The organism is Microbacterium sp. LMC-P-041 (assembly GCF_030209555.1).
In the GTDB taxonomy this organism is placed as follows: domain Bacteria; phylum Actinomycetota; class Actinomycetes; order Actinomycetales; family Microbacteriaceae; genus Microbacterium.
In genome coordinates, this window is the sequence record NZ_JARVRV010000004.1 from 507010 (window position 1) to 524964 (window position 17955).

At 69.0% G+C, this 17955-nt stretch carries 15 protein-coding genes; 11 read left to right on the forward strand and 4 right to left on the reverse strand.

Going from position 1 to position 17955, the window contains the following annotated elements; translation table 11 throughout:
* Positions 1-113 precede the first annotated feature (113 nt).
* Positions 114-1040 carry a LysR family transcriptional regulator gene (locus QRN21_RS08915; protein ID WP_285363729.1) on the reverse strand — a complete coding sequence of 309 codons (927 nt, stop codon included), beginning with the start codon at positions 1038-1040 and terminating at the stop codon, positions 114-116.
* A gap of 77 nt (positions 1041-1117) precedes the next feature.
* On the opposite strand from QRN21_RS08915, the gene hisD reads away from it, so the two are divergent.
* Positions 1118-2434, forward strand: a complete 1317-nt coding sequence (gene hisD, locus QRN21_RS08920; RefSeq protein ID WP_285363730.1) for a histidinol dehydrogenase — start codon at positions 1118-1120, stop codon at positions 2432-2434.
* A gap of 183 nt (positions 2435-2617) precedes the next feature.
* Here hisD and QRN21_RS08925 read toward each other — a convergent pair whose 3' ends face one another.
* Entirely contained in the window at positions 2618-3370 is a 753-nt protein-coding gene (locus tag QRN21_RS08925; protein ID WP_053098474.1) for an SDR family NAD(P)-dependent oxidoreductase, read from the reverse strand.
* A 118-nt stretch (positions 3371-3488) separates the two neighbouring features.
* Positions 3489-4514, reverse strand: coding sequence for a LacI family DNA-binding transcriptional regulator (locus tag QRN21_RS08930; protein ID WP_285363731.1), 1026 nt, complete (start codon positions 4512-4514; stop codon positions 3489-3491).
* A gap of 195 nt (positions 4515-4709) precedes the next feature.
* On the opposite strand from QRN21_RS08930, the gene QRN21_RS08935 reads away from it, so the two are divergent.
* The 9 genes from QRN21_RS08935 to QRN21_RS08975 all read left to right on the forward strand — a co-directional run bounded on the left by QRN21_RS08935 (position 4710) and on the right by QRN21_RS08975 (position 16218).
* Positions 4710-6092 (forward strand): extracellular solute-binding protein, encoded by a 1383-nt coding sequence (locus tag QRN21_RS08935; protein WP_056276254.1) that lies wholly within the window; start codon positions 4710-4712, stop codon positions 6090-6092.
* Positions 6092-7030, forward strand: coding sequence for a carbohydrate ABC transporter permease (locus QRN21_RS08940; protein WP_201778482.1), 939 nt, complete (start codon positions 6092-6094; stop codon positions 7028-7030). Before QRN21_RS08935 ends, QRN21_RS08940 begins: the two co-directional genes overlap by 1 nt.
* Before the next feature lie 8 nt (positions 7031-7038).
* Positions 7039-7872, forward strand: coding sequence for a carbohydrate ABC transporter permease (locus tag QRN21_RS08945; protein ID WP_056276257.1), 834 nt, complete (start codon positions 7039-7041; stop codon positions 7870-7872).
* 36 nt (positions 7873-7908) lie between these two features.
* Positions 7909-9417, forward strand: coding sequence for a glycoside hydrolase family 32 protein (locus QRN21_RS08950; protein ID WP_285363732.1), 1509 nt, complete (start codon positions 7909-7911; stop codon positions 9415-9417).
* Positions 9411-10349, forward strand: coding sequence for a carbohydrate kinase family protein (locus QRN21_RS08955; RefSeq protein WP_285363733.1), 939 nt, complete (start codon positions 9411-9413; stop codon positions 10347-10349). Before QRN21_RS08950 ends, QRN21_RS08955 begins: the two co-directional genes overlap by 7 nt.
* A 155-nt stretch (positions 10350-10504) precedes the next feature.
* Positions 10505-10717 carry a heavy-metal-associated domain-containing protein gene (locus QRN21_RS08960; RefSeq protein WP_285363900.1) on the forward strand — a complete coding sequence of 71 codons (213 nt, stop codon included), beginning with the start codon at positions 10505-10507 and terminating at the stop codon, positions 10715-10717.
* Positions 10714-11676, forward strand: a complete 963-nt coding sequence (locus QRN21_RS08965; protein WP_285363734.1) for a DUF8832 domain-containing protein — start codon at positions 10714-10716, stop codon at positions 11674-11676. Before QRN21_RS08960 ends, QRN21_RS08965 begins: the two co-directional genes overlap by 4 nt.
* Before the next feature lie 69 nt (positions 11677-11745).
* A complete protein-coding gene (locus tag QRN21_RS08970) occupies positions 11746-14007 on the forward strand; it encodes a heavy metal translocating P-type ATPase (protein ID WP_285363735.1) in 2262 nt (753 codons plus the stop codon).
* Positions 14008-14073: 66 nt separating this feature from the next.
* A complete protein-coding gene (locus QRN21_RS08975; RefSeq protein WP_285363737.1) occupies positions 14074-16218 on the forward strand; it encodes a heavy metal translocating P-type ATPase in 2145 nt (714 codons plus the stop codon).
* Between the two features lie 138 nt (positions 16219-16356).
* Here the strand turns inward: QRN21_RS08975 and QRN21_RS08980 are convergent, their stop codons facing one another.
* Complete coding sequence (locus QRN21_RS08980) at positions 16357-17403, reverse strand: NAD(P)-dependent alcohol dehydrogenase (protein WP_072590538.1); 1047 nt, start codon at positions 17401-17403, stop codon at positions 16357-16359.
* A gap of 156 nt (positions 17404-17559) precedes the next feature.
* On the opposite strand from QRN21_RS08980, the gene QRN21_RS08985 reads away from it, so the two are divergent.
* Positions 17560-17955 carry an ArsR/SmtB family transcription factor gene (locus QRN21_RS08985; protein ID WP_053098499.1) on the forward strand — a complete coding sequence of 132 codons (396 nt, stop codon included), beginning with the start codon at positions 17560-17562 and terminating at the stop codon, positions 17953-17955.

Genomic DNA, 17955 nt, shown 5'->3' on the forward strand with positions numbered 1-17955 from the left:
GAGCACGGATGCGGGGCGGGATCGCCGATCTGGTCCTGCATCCGTGCTCTCGTCCTGCAAACGGCGCGCGGTGGGGTGGCGAGGTGGCGCCGCCCGCCCACCCGGAGTCGGCCTCAGCTCAGTGCCGTGCGACCCTGATGCTCCGGCAGGCGTTCGCGCAGCATCCGCTCGGCGAGCTCGGCGAGCTTCTGCGTCGCGGGTGAGAGCAGCACGCCCGCTCGCTGCACCAGGGCGATCGTGTCGTGCATCGGCTCGGCGAAGGGGAAGGTGCGGATGCCGGAGGGGAAGGCGTCGGACTCGGCGATCGAACGTGACACGATCGTGTCGGCCGTGCCTGCGGCGACCAGGCTGAGGGCCGTCTCGACGTGCTCGACCTCGACCGCCGGCTCGATGGTCAGGCCCCGCAGCCGTGCGCGTTCGAGTAGCTGGCGTCGGGTCGGGTCGTCCCACCCGGCGAAGGCGTCGTAGAGCACGAGCTTGGCGTCGGCGGCCTCCTCGATCGTGACCGGGCCGGCTTCCGGTGTCCGCGTGGCCGAGGCGTAGAGCACCTCGTCGCGAAAGAGCGGGCGCACCTCGAGGCCGTCTTCATCGACCGGCAGCACGAGCAGTCCGGCCTCGAGTTCGCCCGCCGCGATCGACCGGGCGACGTGCGCCGAGTTGATGCCGACCAGGCGCAACCGCACATTGGGATGCCGGTGGTGGAATGTCTCGGCCAGATCGGCGAGCGCGTAATAGGCCGCGTTGCGCAGCACGCCGAAGGTGCATGTGCCCCGCTCGAGCGAGGCCAGCGCCTGGATCGTGTCGATGCCGTTCTGCACCGCGCTGACCGCCTGCGCGGCGTGCGGCCGCAGTTCGAGCGCCGCGGCCGTCGGGACGAGGCGTCTGCTGCCTCGGGCGAACAGCGTGATGCCGAGTTCCCGTTCGAGGCGCGCGACCAGCTCCGAGACCGAGGCCTGCGTCATCCCGAGGGTCTTGGCCGCCGCCGTGAAGGATCCGTCGTCGAGTGCGGCGAGGAAGGCGGTGAGCTGGGTGATGGTCACACCCAATGGTAAACCCGATGGATCGTGCAGGATCATCAGGCTTGTCTCGTGGTTGCGAGCGGATCTAGCCTTCCTGCATGCGTTACTCCTCTGCAGTGCTCGCCCGCTTCGACGGCGACTTCCACCACCTCAAGACCCCGCTCATCGACGCACCCGCCGCGCAGCGCGACCCCGCCGTGATCGAGACGGTCACGGCCATGCTCGCCGACATCCGCGAGCGCGGCCTTGACGCCGTGCTCGACTACGCGCGAAAGCTCGACAACTACCAGGGGACCGACATCGAGCTCACCCCCGAGCAGATCGCGAGCAGCGGAGAACGCCTCGCCCCCGACCTGCGGGCGGCCATCGAGCTCGGCGCCGAGCGGACGCAGGAGTTCGCCCGCGCCTCCCGCGAGCACCTGACCGACTTCGAGACCGAGTTCGTTCCGGGCATCGTGACCGGCGCGAAGTACATCCCCGTGTCGCGTGTCGGCGCATACCTGCCGGCCGGACGCTTCCCGCTCACGGCCAGCGCGTTCATGACCGTGGGCGTGGCCAAGGCGGCCGGCGTGCCGACCGTCATCGCGTGCACGCCCCCGCAGCCCGACGGCGGAGCGAACGACGCCGTCGTCTACGCCGCGCACCTGTCGGGTGTCGACCGGGTGTTCGTGATCGGCGGGGTCCAGGCGCTCGCAGCCATGGCGTTCGGACTGCTCGGCGACCTGCCCGTCGACATGCTCGTCGGCGCGGGCAACGCCTACGTCGCCGAGGCCAAGCGCCAGCTGTTCGGCACGGTCGCGATCGATCTGCTCGCAGGCCCGAGCGAGGTCGCCGTGATCTCGGATGAGACGGCCGACCCCGTGCTCGTCGCCGCTGACCTGCTCGGGCAGGCCGAGCACGGGCCGAACTCGCCTGCGGCGCTCATCACGACCTCCGACGAGCACGGTCATGCCGTGATCGCCGAGATCGAACGACAGCTCGAGACGCTGGCAACCGTCGACATCGCCGGCGCCGCCTGGCGTGACTACGGCGTCGTCACCGTCGTGAAAGACCGCGACACGGCGGTCGCTCTGATGGACGACCTAGCCCCCGAGCATCTCGAACTGCTCACGGCCGACGACGACTGGTACCACGAGAATCTGCGCAACTACGGCTCGATCTTCCTCGGGCCCTGGAGCACGGTCGCATACTCCGACAAGGGCATGGCGGGCACGAACCACGTGCTGCCCACGGCCGGTGGGGCCAAGCACAGCGCCGGGCTCTCGGTCTCGCGCTTCCTCAAGCCGCTCACGTATCAGCGCATCAGCCGTGCGGCCACGCCCGAGCTCGCGCACGCCGTGCAGGTGATCTCGGACTCCGAGGGCATGGCCGCGCACAGCGCCACGGCGACCCTGCGGTTGGACCGTCTCGGGTGACGGAGGGGCGTCGGGTGGCCTGATCCGGTGCCGACGGGTAGGTCGGTGCCGGATGCAGGACAGAAGCGCGGATGCAGGGCGAGATGGTCGATCTCGCCCTGCATCCGTGTTTTCGTCCTGCAAACGGCGCGGCGCGGCGCGGACAGCGGCGCGGCGCGGACAGCGGCGCGTGGCGACCGAGCCTCAGGGGGCGGTGTAGCCGCCGTCGACGAGGTGGTAGCTGCCGGTGATGAAGCTGGCGGCGTCGCTGGCGAGGAAGGCGATGAGGTTCGCGACCTCGTCGGGCTGGCCGAGGCGACCGATCGGGTGCTTGCTCACGAGGAACGCCTTGGCCTCGTCGCCCATGGTGGCGAGCAGGGGGGTGTCGATGAAGCCGGGGCCGACCGAGTTCACGCGCACGCCCTGGGCGGAGTACTCGAGGGCGGCCGACTTGGTCATGCCCACGACGGCGTGCTTGGCGGCGACGTAGGCGGGGGAGTTCGCGAAGCCGACGCTGCCGAGGATCGACGCGATGTTGACGACGGAGCCGCCGCCGTTCGCGAGGATCGAGGGGATCTGCGCCTTCATGTTGCGGAACACGGCGTTGAGGTTGATCGAGATGACCTTGTCCCACGCGGCGTCGTCGTACTCGGCGGTAGGAGCGGATGCGCCGCCGATGCCGGCGTTGTTCACGCCGATGCGCAGCGGGGCGAGCGTGTTCGCGAGCTCGACCGAGCTGGCGATCCAGTCGGTGTCCGTCGCGTCTCCGACGGATGCCTCGGCGATGCCGCCGGCGGCGCGGATCTCCTCGACGACCGCGTTCGCGTTGTCCGCGTTCAGGTCGTTGACCACGACGGAGGCGCCGTTCTGGGCGAGCAGCAGAGCGGTCGAGCGTCCGATTCCGCTGCCTGCTCCCGTCACGATCGCCGAGCGGTTCGAGACGTCGTACTGAGCCACGAGTGACTCCTCTTCCGGACGGTCACGGTGCCGGGAGATCTTCTCGGACGGTCCGTCCTAGGTCTCCAGCCTACGCCTGTCTCAGGGAGATGGATGCACGTGAATGGATCCGTGCGCGTCAGCTCACACGGCGGATCGACGCCCGCTCGATGACCGGCATGGGGATCAGCACGGCGTCGAGCGGCCGCTCGCCGAGCAGCATCTCGACCGCTGTGCGACCCATCACGTCGTACGGGAGCCGGGCGGTCGTGAGCCCCGGGCGCTGGAAGCTGGCGAGCTCCTCGTCGTCGAAGGAGGCGACCGAGATGTCGTCCGGCACCCTCAGCCCTCGCTCGGCGATCGCCTGGTACGTGCCGAACGCCACGCCGTCGTTGCCCGCCAGGATCGCCGTGAGGTCGGGGTGCGCGTCGAGCATCTGCAGGGTCCGCGTGTATCCGATGTCGGGGTTCCACTCGGGGACGTCGATGATGAGCGGATCGACGCCCGCCTCGGCGAACGCGGCGCGGATGCCGTCGAATCGCGAGCCGATGGTCACCGAGTACACGGGGGACGAGACCGCACGGGGATTGTTGCCGATCACGCCGACACGGCGATGCCCGGCATCGGTGAGCAGGCGCGCCATCGCGTGGCCCGCGACGCGCTCGTCGGGCAGGACCGAGGGGTGACCCGTCGTCGACATGCCGTTGACGATCACGACGGGGACGTCTGCGGGCGTCTCGGGCACCTCGATCATGCGGGCGCCGAGGAGGCCGATCAGGATGCCGTCGACCCGGCGGTCGATCATCGCCTGGATCTCGTCGGCGATGGTCGCGTCGTCGCCCTCGGTCTCGGCGATGAGGACGGTGTGGCCGTGCTCCTTCGCCGCCGACAGCAGGCCGCGGATCATCTCGGAGGCGTAGCGGGTGACGGTGATCTGGTCGGAGATGAAACCCAGCGTCTTCGTCTTGCCCAGGCGCAGGCTCTGAGCCGCGGGATTCGGGCGATAGCCCAGCTCCTCGGCGGCGGCCTTGACCCGTCGCGCCGCGTCGACGGAGAGTCGCGACCCCGGTCGATCGTTGAGGATCATGCTCACCGAGGCCTTCGACATGCCCGAGAGCGCCGCGACGTCGGCGAGCGTCGGTCTGCGATCCACTCTCTTCGGCATCGGCGTCCTCCAGTCGCTGCGATCCAGCATAGGCAGTGGATGCCGAGCCCCGAAACCACCCGTGTTGAATTGATTTAGCAAAATCATTGCGACCGCGATTCGACGGTGCTACTCTCGGCGATGCTGAATCAATTTAGCATCGCAGCCCGGGACTCTCGATCCGTGCCGCGAAGTCATCACACAGGAGAGAACATCGTGGTTGATCTCACTCGCAGGGCTCTGTTCGGCGCGATCGGACTGGGCATCGTCGGCACCGTCGTCTCGTGGCCGAGGCTCACCGGATCGGACATCCCCGGGCGCGGCAAGGACACTCTGACGGTCGCCCTCTTCGGCACCGCGCAGGATGCGCTGGCTCGTCAGTCGCTGATCGACGGCTTCCAGCGCAAGCACCCCGGCGTCGAGGTGCGCATCGTCGCCATCCAGGGTCAGGACTGGAGCGAGTACTTCGCGAAGATCCTCACGATGATCGCCGCGGGCACGCCACCCGATGTCGTCACCGTCGCGACCGAGGGGGCGCAGCTCTTCGCCTCGCGCCTCGCGCACCCGCTCGACGACTTCGTGCGTCGCGACGCGTCCGAGATGCAGGAGTACTTCGACGACGTGAACCCCACCCTCATCGAGGCGTTCATGTATCAGGGCAGCCTCTTCCAGATGCCCGACAACTTCAACGCCGCCAACGTGTTCTACAGCACGACGGCCATGGAGCGCGCGGGGCTGGAGCGTCCCGCGGACAACTGGACGCTGGAGGACTTCCTCGGCACCGCCCGCGCGATGAAGAAGAGCGCCTCGGGGCAGTTCCTGCCGTACTTCTGGAACAACCGGCTGTGGGGCGGAGTGGTGCCCTGGCTGTATGTGAACAACACCAGCTTCCTGCATGAGGAGAAGGCGACCGGCGGCGACTGGCTCTGGGACCGCTTCTATCCGGATCAGCCGGCCCGCAGCGGAGGCTACGTGTGGAAGCAGGCCGACGCGCTCAACGAGCATGCGGTCGAGAGCTTCTCGGTGCTCGAGCGCATGGTCTCGGAAGGGCTCGCGGCGAACCCGGCGCAGGGCGGCGGCAACGAGCTGGTCTCCCTGTTCTCCACCGGCTCCGTCGGGATGACCCCGGCCGGCGGCTTCTGGGTGCGCGGCCTCGAGGAGGCCGGCGTCGCGAACGACGCCTACGACGTCACCTACTTCCCGAGGATGGCGGGGCAGCGGCACCAGTTCGGCGCGGGCGGCTACGCGATCATGGAGACCTCGCCGCGCAAGGACGAGGCGTGGGAGTGGCTCAAGTACTGTGTCTCGGTCGAGGGCATGACGATCGCGCACTCGAAACCCGACTCGTCGCTCCCCCGTCGCTCACTCAACGCCAAGCTCTACGGCGCGGGAGTCGGGCCGGCGCACTGGGACGTCTTCTACGACACGCTCGACAAGTTCCCCGACACGGGTCCCATGCCGGCACCGCCCCAGCAGGCCGCCGTCGAATCCGCCCTGCTGAAGAACGTGGTGTCGACCATCACGAACGGTCCGTCCGGCGTCCGCCGAGGACTCGAGACCATGCAGCGAGACCTCGAGCTCGCATTGGGGGGCAACTGATGTCCGAGAGCAGCACCCGCACCGTCACGGTGCCCACGAAGCTGCGTCGGGAGACCGGCACGGTCGCCCGATCGGGGCGCGTCTTCACCTGGGTCTTCCTCGCGCCGACGCTGATCGGGCTCGGCCTGTTCAACTTCGTGCCGATCATCGGATCGTTCGTCCTGGCGTTCTTCCGCTGGGACATCATCTCCGATCCGGTGTTCGTCGGATTCGACAACTTCGTCGACCTCGCCGCGAACCCGACCGTGAGCGTCTCGTTCCTGAACACCATCGGCTTCGTCGTCGTCGCCGTCATCCTGCAGCTGTCGGTGGCTCTGGTGCTGGCGGTGCTGGTCCAGTCCAGGATGCCGAACTGGCTGCGCACGTTCTTCCGGTCGGCGCTGTTCTTCCCGCTGATCCTGTCGGCGGCATCCGTCTCGCTGATCATGGCGTACCTGTTCAATCAGGAGTTCGGGCTCGTCAATCAGACGCTCAACCTGATCGGCATCGCGGACGTCGGCTGGTTGACGACCGGCCTCGGTGCCAAGGTCGTGGTGCTGCTGGTCTACGTGTGGCAGAACTTCGGGTTCACGTTCCTGCTCTTCATCGGAGGTCTCGCGGCGATCCCGAGTGAGGTCTACGAGGCGTCCTCCCTCGACGGCGCGGCCGGGTGGACTCAGTTCCGCATGATCACGCTGCCGCTGGTGAGCCCGACCCTGCTCGTCGCATCGGTGATGGCGATCATCAACGCGCTGCAGATCTTCGACCAGCCGTGGGTGCTGACCCGAGGCGGTCCCGGCGACGAGACCCGCACCGCGGTGATGGTGATCTACGAGTCCGCGTTCCGACAGCTCGACTTCGGCGGCGCATCGGCCATCGGCATCGTGCTGACCCTTCTCATCATGCTCGTCACGGCCATCCAGTTCCGGCTGAGCCGCCGATTCGTCTTCTACGGGTGAGGCCCATCATGACCACGACAGTGTCTTCGAAGCGTTCCTGGCTCTACACCCTCGGCACCGGCGGAAAGTTCGCCCTTCTCGGGCTCGCCGCCCTGCTGACCATCGGTCCCGTCGTCTGGACCCTGATCACGGCGCTCTCGCCGACCGACCCCGTGACCCAGGAGGTCAGCGTCGGGTTCGATGCGTTCGCCGACGTCTTCGCCAAGATCCCGATCTGGCTCTACGCATGGAACAGCGCGCTGGTGGTGGTGCTGGTCGCCGCCGGTCAGATGCTCTCGGCCGCGATGGCCGGGTATGTGTTCGCGAAGTTCGAGTTCCGCAGCAAGAAGCTGCTGTTCGCCCTGATCCTCGCGACGATGATGGTGCCGCTGCAGGTGACGATCGTCCCCGTGTTCATGCTCGTGAGAGGCATGGGCCTCGCCGACACGCTGCTCGCGCTCATCGTCCCCGCGCTCCCGACGGCATTCGGCACATTCCTGATGCGGCAGTACTTCATGGGCATCCCGACCGAGCTGGGAGAGGCCGCCCAGCTCGACGGAGCGGGCCCCTGGCGCACGTTCTTCGGCGTCTACCTGCCGCTCGCGACCCCGGGTCTCGCGATCGTCGGCATCCTCGCTTTCAACTACCACTGGAACGAGTTCTTCCGTCCGCTGATCATGACGATCAGCGAGCAGAACTTCACGTTGCCGCTCGGTCTGGTCACACTGCAGGGCAACCTCGGCACGGGCAGCGTGTCGACGGTGCTCGCCGGAGTGATCCTCTCGATGATCCCCGCACTCCTGGTGTTCTTCTTCGGGCAGAAGCCGCTGCGCGAAGGACTCACCGCCGGCGTCGGCAAGTGACGCACGCCCCCACCACAGAGAAAGACGACTACCCCGGTGACCCCCACTGACTCTCCTCCGGTCCGCACCACGAGCCCGCGCACGCACTTCGCGCCGCGGAACAACTGGATGAACGATCCGAACGGACTCGTCTTCCACGACGGCATCCACCACCTGTACTTCCAGTGCAACCCGCACGGGATCTCGCACTCGAACGTGAGCTGGGGGCATGCGACGAGCACGGATCTCGCGCGATGGACCGAGCACGAGCCGGCCATCCTCTCGGACGACGCGGCGCAGATCTACTCCGGCTCCGTCGTGGTCGATCACGGCAACACCTCGGGATTCGGCACCGCCGAGGAGCCGGCCCTGGTCGCCCTCTACACGGCGGCCGCTGCAGGGCATCAGGCCCAGGCCCTCGCGTACAGCACCGACGGCGGATACGTCTGGACGAAGTACGAGGGCAACCCGGTGCTCGACCGTGGCACCAGCGACTTCCGCGACCCCAAGGTGTTCCGCTACGACGACGCCGACGGCGGGTACTGGGTCATGGTCGCGGTCGAAGCCCACGACCGGCAGGTGCTGTTCCACCGGTCCGACGATCTCACGACCTGGACGTATCTCTCGTCGTACGGCCCCGCGGGACCCGTCGGCGGGGTCTGGGAGTGCCCCGACATGTTCCGGCTCGCCGTCGACGGCGATGAGACCGACTCGCGGTGGGTGCTGCTCATCAGCCTCAACCCCGGGGGCATCGCGGGGGGATCGGGAACCCACTACGTCGTGGGGGAGTTCGACGGCACGACGTTCCGCGCGAGCGCACCGCATCCGACTCCCTCGCGGCGGCTGATGGTCGACCGCAGTCAATCACGAGACGAGCTCGAGGCGTACGGCTGGATCGACTTCGGCCCGGACTGCTACGCCGGTGTCACCTTCGACGGCCTCGCCGAGAGCGAGCGGACGCTGATCGCGTGGATGGACAACTGGGAGTACGCCGGCCGCATCCCCCAGGACGACTCGTCCGAGTACCGCACCGCGATGACTCTCCCTCGACGGCTCTCGCTCACCCGCGACCGCAGTGGCGTGGTGCGTCTGCGCCAGGCGCCGGCGGTCGACGCCGCACCCGTCGAGTTCACCGAGCTCGGCGCGATGACGGGCCCGACCACGGTGTCCGAGCAGCTGCCGGATGCCGCGCGGATCAGGGTCTCGGCGGCGTTCGGAGACGCGCGAGGAGTCGAACTGCGCCTCGAGGGCGTGGATGCGGGTGGGGTCGTGATCCGTCAGGACCGCGCGAGCGGGCGCATCGACGTCGTCCGCCCCGAGCTGATCCCTCCCGCCGGGGTCGGCGGGTCGATGTCGATGCCCGCCACTCGCCCGGACGAGATCGACTGGGAGATCTGGATCGATCGGCTGAACGACAGGGTGTCGTCTCTCGAGCTCTTCGCGGAGGACGGCGTTCGGGTGCTCACGGCGCTGATCCCTGCCGCTGCGCATCGCTCATGCGTGCTGGAGGCCTCGGGGGGAGCGCTCCTCGACGCCCGTGCCGCCGTCGCCGAGCTGACGTGCTGACGACTGCACGGTGCCTCGTCGTGGGGGAGGCGCTCGTCGACGTCGTCGGCGGTGTGCCCCACCCCGGCGGATCGCCGATGAACGTGGCGGTGGGGCTCTCTCGTCTCGGGCTCGCGACGAGACTGCTCACGCGGATCGGTGACGACCCGCACGGACGGATGCTGGGCGAGCACCTCGCCCGGGAGGGGGTCGCCGTCGTGCCGACGAGCATGAGAGCAGGGGAGCGCACGTCCCGCGCCGTCGCCGTGATCGGGGCCGACGGGGCTGCGGCCTACGACTTCGACATCGAGTGGGATGTGTCAGCGGAGGTCGCGATCGCAGAGGCCGCCGGCGTCGACGTGGTGCATGTCGGCTCGCTCGGCGCGGTGCTCGACCCCGGAGCGGATGTCGTCCGCGCGATGATCGACGCGGTGCCCGACGGCATTCTGCGCACCTACGATCCCAACATCCGGGGCGAGCTTCTCGGGCCGCGCGCGGCCGCGACCGAGCGTGTCGAGGCGATCATGGCGGCGTCGCACATCGTGAAGCTCAGCGATGAGGATGCCGAGTGGCTGTATCCCGGATGCCCGATCGATGACGTGCTCGCGCGGGTGATCGCGCTGGGTGCGCGGCTCGCCGTCGTCACCCGGGGAGGTGACGGGTGCGTCTCGCTCATCGAGGGAGGAGCGGGGCCGGTCGAGAGAGAGGCGCCGCCGGTCCAGGTGGTCGACACGATCGGTGCGGGCGATTCCTTCATGTCCGGCCTCATCCACGGCGTGGTCTCCTACGGTCTGGTGCCGGCGCTCGCCGGCGACGCGTTCCATCCCGACGCTCGCGATCTGACGCAGTTCGAACGCGTGACCGAGGCCGCGCTCGCCGGCGCGGCCGTCACCGTGTCCCGGCGCGGCGCGAACCCGCCGCGCCTGAGTGAGCTGGCGATCTCCTCGCGCTGACGCGCCCGCACTCCCACGCACCGCACGCACCGCACGCACCGCACGGCCGGTCCGTGCGGTGCGATTTTCGTGCGCCCATCGTGGAATACCCGGAGAGGGTATACGCTTGTGTCTAATACCCCCCTGGGGTACTAGAACGAAGACAAGGAGACATGATGACGAAGAACGAGTTCCAGGTGACGGGCATGACGTGCGGCCACTGCGAGATGTCGGTCCGCGAAGAGGTCTCCGAAGTTCCCGGCGTCGAAGACGTCCAGGTGAGCGCTCTGAACGGCACGCTCGTCGTCACCGGATCCGCCCCGATCGACGAGACGCGGATCCTCGCAGCCGTCGCCGAGGCGGGCTATTCGGCGGTGCGGACGTCATGAACTCCGGCGCACGGCTCGGCCTCTTCGGGGCCGGCCTGGTGGTGGCGTTCGGCGCGGCCTTCGGCCTCGCCGGCGTCATCATCCCCGCGAGTGCGGTGAGTGACTGGACGAAGGGTGCGGAGATGGACGAACACGACACTCATGATGCGAGTGCCGCCGGTTCCGGCGAGGGCGAGAGTGCTCCGGCGGACGACCTGAAGGGGCTCTCCCTCGGGCTCGACGGCTACGCGATGTCGCCGGTCGAGGCCCCGACCTCGACGGGAGAACCCGGTGAGCTGGCGTTCCGGATCGACGACGCAGACGGCATCCCGGTGACGGCGTATGCCACCGCGCACGAGAAGCAGCTCCACCTGATCGTCGTGCGCTCCGACGGAAGCCAGTACCGCCACGTGCATCCGGTGCTCGATGAGTCGACCGGCACCTGGTCGCTGCCGTGGGAGTGGACGGATGCCGGCGCATACCGCGTCTTCGCGGACTTCACGCCGGCGGGCGCCGATGCGCCGTCGATCACTCTCGCGCGCACCGTCGAGGTGGGGGGCGAGTTCGCACCCGTCGAGCCGCAGCCGACACAGGTCGCCGAGGTCGCCGGCTATACGGTCTCGGTCGACGGGGCTCTCGAGGCCGGGGCGGTGAGCGAGCTGACGTTCACCGTGACTCGCGACGGCCAGCCGGTCACCGCTCTGCAGCCGTATCTCGGGGCGTTCGGGCATCTCGTGGCACTCCGGGACGGAGACCTCGCCTACCTGCACGTGCACGCCGCGGGCGCTGAACCCGAACCGGGCGAGACGTCGGGGCCGGAGATCGCGTTCGCCGCCGAGGCTCCGACTGCCGGGCGCTACCTGCTGTACGTGGACTTCCAGGTCGACGGCGCCGTGCACACCGCCGCGTTCGTGCTCGATGCCGCTCCGGCTGACGGCGCGCCCGAATCCGACGGCGACTCGCACGACGACGCGCACTGACCGTCGCTCATCGCCCCCACCGCGGCTGCCCGCTGCGACCCACAACGACATCGCACAGAAGGAACGAACATGAGCACGTCAGCACCCCCGACCACGGGGACAGGTCTCGAGCTGGAGATCGGCGGGATGACCTGCGCGTCCTGCGCGATGCGGATCGAGAAGAAGCTGAACAGGCTCGAGGGCGTCGTGGCGACCGTCAACTACGCGACCGAGAAGGCGAAGGTCACCGTTCCCGAGGGGTACGACCCGGCCGCGCTGATCGCCGAGGTCGAGAAGACCGGCTACTCGGCGTCGCTGCCTGCCCCGAAGGGGGTGGTGCGTGACGCCGGAGATCTCGACGCCGAGGACCCGGAGCTTCGCTCGCTGCGCACTCGCCTGATCGGTGCGGTCGTGCTGACCGTGCCGGTGATCGCCATGGCGATGATCCCCGCGCTGCAGTTCACGTACTGGCAGTGGGCGTCGCTCGCACTGGCCGCTCCCGTGATCCTCTGGGCGGCCTGGCCGTTCCACCGGGCGGCCTGGATGAACCTCCGCCACGGCACCGCGACGATGGACACGCTCATCTCCCTCGGCACATCGGCCGCCTTCCTCTGGTCGTTGTACGCGCTGTTCTTCGGCTCGGCCGGCACACCGGGCATGACCCATCCCTTCGAGTTCGCGCTCGCTCCGTCCGATGGAGCGGCGAACATCTACCTCGAGGTGGGTGCCGGTGTCACGATGTTCATCCTCGCCGGGCGCTATTTCGAGAAGCGGTCGAAGAAGCAGGCCGGCGCGGCGCTGCGTGCGCTGCTCGAGCTCGGCGCGAAGGACGTCGCCGTGCTGCGCGGTGGGGTCGAGGCCAAGATCCCGGTAGAGGACCTGCAGGTGGGAGACGAATTCGTCGTGCGGCCCGGTGAGAAGATCGCGACCGACGGCATCGTGGTGTCGGGCACGTCGGCCGTCGACGCGTCGATGCTCACGGGCGAGGCCGTGCCGGTCGAGGTCGCCGAGGGCGACGCGGTCACGGGCGCCACGGCGAACGTCGGTGGGCGGCTCGTGGTTCGCGCCACCCGGATCGGTTCCGACACGCAATTGGCGCAGATGGCCCAGCTCGTCGAGGACGCCCAGACGGGGAAGGCGGAGGTGCAGCGCCTCGCCGACCGCATCTCGGGTGTCTTCGTGCCGATCGTGATCGTGATCGCCGTCGTCACGCTGGGCGGCTGGCTCGGCGCCGGGTTTCCCATGACGGCGGCGTTCACCGCGGCGGTCGCCGTGCTCGTGATCGCGTGCCCCTGCGCGCTCGGCCTCGCGACGCCCACCGCGCTGCTCGTCGGCACGGGCCGCGGTGCGCAGATGGGAGTGCTCATCAAGGGGCCGGAGGTCCTGGAGTCCACTCGCACGGTCGACACCGTGGTGCTCGACAAGACGGGAACCGTCACCACCGGCAGGATGACGCTCGTCGACGTGTTCGTCGAGCCGGGCACCGACCGTTCGGATCTCCTGCGGCTGGCCGGTGCGCTGGAGGATGCCTCCGAGCACCCGATCGCGCAGGCGATCGCCAAGGGCGCGACCCAGGAGATCGGCGCACTGCCCGCACCAGAGGACTTCGCGAACATCGAGGGCAAGGGCGTGCAGGGCGTCGTCGACGGCCACACCGTCATCGTCGGCCGGGATTCGCTCCTCGCCGAGTGGGCGCAGGCGCTGAGCCCCGAGCTCGCCGCCACGAAGGCCCGCGCCGAGGGCGAGGGCAAGACGGTCGTCGCGGTCGGATGGGACGGCCTGGCTCGCGGCATCCTGGTCGTCGCCGACACCGTGAAGCCGAGCAGTGCCGAGGCGATCGCCCGGTTCAGGGCGATCGGGCTGACGCCCATCCTGCTCACCGGCGACAACGAGGCCGTCGCCCGGCGGATCGCCGCGGAGGTCGGCATCGACGAGGTCATCGCCGAAGTCCTCCCGGCAGACAAGGTCGCGGTCATCACCCGCCTGCAGGGTGAGGGGAAGACGGTCGCGATGATCGGCGACGGCGTCAACGACGCACCCGCACTCGCCCAGGCCGACCTCGGCCTGGCCATGGGCACCGGAGCGGATGTCGCGATCGAGGCGTCCGACATCACCCTGGTGCGCGGTGATCTGCGCAGCGCGGTCGACGCGATCCGGCTCTCGCGGGCGACGCTCTCGACCATCAAGACCAACCTGTTCTGGGCCTTCGCCTACAACGTGGCGGCCATCCCGGTCGCGGCGCTGGGAATGCTCAACCCGATGCTGGCCGGTGCGGCGATGGCGCTGTCGAGCGTCTTCGTCGTGGGCAACAGCCTGCGTCTGCGCGGGTTCCGCAGCATCGCGACGCGGTGACCCCTAGGCTCTCGGCGACCGCCGAGACACACTGAGAACGACACCCGATACGGGAGGACGGGACCCATGACTGCACACGACGCGCACGGAACCCCCGGGGGAGGCCACCAGGTCTCGCACGACGATCACGCTCGGAACGCGGACGGGGCTCACAGCGAGCACGCGGACCACGGCGAGCACGCGGACCACGGCGGGCACGGTGGACATGGTGGGCACGGCGGGCATGGCGGGCACGGTGACCACGTCGGTCAGTTCCGTCGCCTGTTCTGGGTCAATCTCCTGCTCGCCGTGCCGGTGGTGGCGTTCTCGCCGATGTTCGCGATGATCTTCGGCTACGACGTCGCCGGAGGTGCCCGGTTCATCTCGCCCGTGCTCGGCACCGTCATGTACGTCTGGGGCGGATGGCCGTTCCTCACCGGGGCGCTCAGCGAGCTGAAGGCCCGCAAGCCCGGGATGATGCTGCTGATCGCCCTCGCGATCACGGTCGCGTTCTTCGCCTCATGGGGCGCGACGCTCGGCATCCTCCATCACGAGCTCGAGTTCTGGTGGGAGCTCGCACTGCTCATCGTCATCATGCTGCTGGGCCACTGGATCGAGATGAGGTCCCTCGCGCAGACGACGTCGGCGCTCGACTCCCTCGCGGCGCTGTTGCCCGACGAGGCCGAACGGGTCGAGGGCGACGAGATCGTCACGGTCGCGCCCGCCGATCTCGTCGTCGGCGACGTGGTCGTCATCCGTCCCGGGGCGAGCGTTCCGGCCGATGGTCGCATCATCGACGGCACAGCCGCCATGGACGAGTCCATGGTGACGGGCGAGTCCCGCCCGGTCACCCGTGCGACCGGTGACACCGTGACCGCGGGCACGGTCGCGACCGACTCCGGTCTGCGGGTCGAGATCACCGCGACCGGGGATGACACCGCGCTCGCCGGCATCCAGCGGCTGGTGACCGATGCACAGAACTCCTCGTCGCGGGCGCAGCGCATCGCCGACCGCGCAGCCGCCCTGCTGTTCTGGTTCGCGCTGCTCTCGGCCGCTCTGACCGCGCTGGTGTGGACCCTCGTCGGGGATCCGGATGCCGCGGTCGTGCGCAGCATCACCGTGCTCGTCATCGCCTGCCCGCACGCGCTCGGCCTCGCGATCCCGCTGGTCGTGTCGATCGCGACCGAGCGCGCAGCCCGGGGCGGGGTGCTCGTCAAGGATCGCCTCGCGCTCGAGAGCATGCGCACCGTCGACGCCGTGCTGTTCGACAAGACGGGCACGTTGACGAAGGGCGCGCCGACCGTGACCGCCGTCGAGCCGACCGGTGACATCGACGCCGATCGTCTGCTGGCGCTCGCCGCCTCGGCTGAGGCCGACAGTGAGCATCCGCTCGCTCGCGCGATCGTGCGCGCGGCGGAGGAGAGAGGGTTGACGCTCTCGAAGGCCTCCGGGTTCACGTCGTCGCCTGCCGTGGGCGTGACCGCCACGGTCGACGGCAGAGAGGTGCGCGTGGGCGGGCCGAAGCTCCTCGACGAGGTGGGCGGCCGAGAGATCTCCGCCGCAGACGGGTGGCGAGACGAGGGCGCCATCATCCTGCACGTGACCGTCGACGGACAGGTGGCCGGCGGGCTGAAGCTCGCCGACGAGGTGCGACCGGAATCTCAGCAGGCGGTCGACGCGCTCCACCGCCTCGGCGTCGAGGTCGTCATGATCACCGGCGACGCCCAGGCCGTGGCCGATTCCGTCGCAGCCCGGCTCGGCATCGACCGGGTGTTCGCGGGGGTGCGTCCCGAAGACAAGTCAGCCAAGGTGAAGGAGCTGCAGGCAGAGGGCAAGAAGGTCGCGATGGTCGGCGACGGCGTCAACGACGCCCCCGCCCTCGCTCAGGCCGACGTCGGCATCGCGATCGGCGCCGGGACCGATGTCGCCATCGCCTCGGCCGGGGTGATCCTCGCGAGCTCCGACCCGCGTTCGGTGATCTCGGTCATCGAGCTCTCCCGCGCCGCCTACCGCAAGATGCGGCAGAACCTGTGGTGGGCGGCCGGATACAACCTGCTGTCGGTGCCGCTCGCCGCCGGCATCCTGGCACCCGTGGGATTCGTCCTGCCGATGTCGGTCGGAGCGGTGCTGATGTCGCTCTCGACGATCGTCGTCGCGCTCAACGCGCAGCTGCTCCGGCGCATCGACCTGTCGCCCGAGGCGAGTGTGCGGGGTGTGCTCGAGCGGGCCTGACGCGGGATCGCCTCGGTGATCCCGCGAACACCGAGATCTCACCGGCGCTTCAGCGCGGTGACGGTGCTCGATCGGCGGTGCAGACAGCAGCGGCCGCCCCGCCTGTGAGACGGAGCGGCCGCTGTGCGAAAGCGCCGTCTACGGGACGATGACTGCGCGGCCGCGGATGCTGTTCGAGGCGAGATCCTCGTACGCCTTCGGGCCGTCGTCGAGCGAGTACGTCTCGGTCTGCACGTGGATCTTTCCCGCGCGCGCGAGATCGAGCACCTCGATCAGTTCCGAGCGCGATCCCCAGTAGGGGATTCGCACGGCGGCGTCGTAGGCGATCGCGCCGAAGCCGAGCGACATGGTTCCGCCGCCGATGCCGACGATCGTCACGTCCGAATCGAGTGCGGCGACACTCTGCGCCAGGGCCATCGTCGGGTTCGCGCCCACGAAGTCGAACACGGCGTTGGCGCCCAGACCGCCGGTGATCTCGCGGATCGTGTCGGCGGCGGATGCATCGCTGATCAGGACGTGGTCTGCGCCCACTTCGGTGGCGAGCTCGAGCTTCGTGTCGTTCACATCGAGGGCGATGACGGTGGCGCCCGAGATCGCCTTCAGGATCTGGATGCCGACATGGCCGAGCCCGCCGGTGCCGATGACGACGGCGAAGGTGCCGGCGCCGAGCTTGGGGAGTGAGCGCTTGATCGCGTGGTACGGGGTGAGGCCGGCGTCGGTCAGCGAGACGTTCTGCACGGGGTCGAGGTCGCCGAGCGGCACGAGGTGGCGGGCATCATCGACGATCATGTACTCGGCCATCGAACCCTGGCTGCCGAGGCCGGGAGGGCGGATGCCCTCAGCCGCGGCGTTGGTGCAGTAGTTCTCCATGCCCTGTGAGCAGTTGTGGCAGCGGCCACAGCCCCACGGACCGTAGACCGCCACGGCGTCGCCGACCTTCAGCGTCGAGTCGACGCCCTCTCCGATCTCATGCACGATGCCTGCGCCCTCATGGCCGAGCGTCAGCGGCAGCGGATAGCTCTGCTCGAGGTAGTCCTTCTCAGGAAGGCCCATGACGTAGTCGTCGGAATGGCAGACGCCGCCCGCAGTGATCTTGAGCAGAACCTGACCGGGGCCGGGCTGAGGAATCGGGATGTCGACGACGACAGGGGGCTTGCCGATCTCGACGTAACGGAGAGCTTTCATGTGCTTCTTCTTCCTGGCGCCCGAGCGGTCTGCCGCGCGGTGCGGAGGCGCGGGCGCTCGAGGCCGTCTCTTCCAGTATCCGCCCGGGGCGTGAGCGGCGGCTGTTGCGGCAGAACCCTTGACATCCGCTCTCAATCGGGCCTAACGTACAACCAAATGGTTGCACAAAGAGAACTGAGCGAAGCGGAGGTCGACCGTGTGTTCCACGCATTGGCGACGTCGACCCGACGCGACATCCTGCGTCGGACGATCGAGCGGGAGCAGTCCGTCTCGACCCTCGCCTCCGAATACGAGATGTCGTTCGCCGCGGTGCAGAAGCACGTGGCCGTGCTCGAAGCGGCGAATCTCATCGTCAAGCGCGCCGAGGGACGCGAGCGGCTCGTCCGCGCGAACCCCGAGATGATCGCCCGCGCCAGGGCGCTCCTCGCCCGATACGAAGAGCTGTGGCGGTCGCGCATCGCCCGGCTCGACGAGCTGCTGGCCGAGACGCCGGCATCCCGCACCGATACGACCGACACCACCGATGTTCCACGAACCGAAGAAGGAGACTGA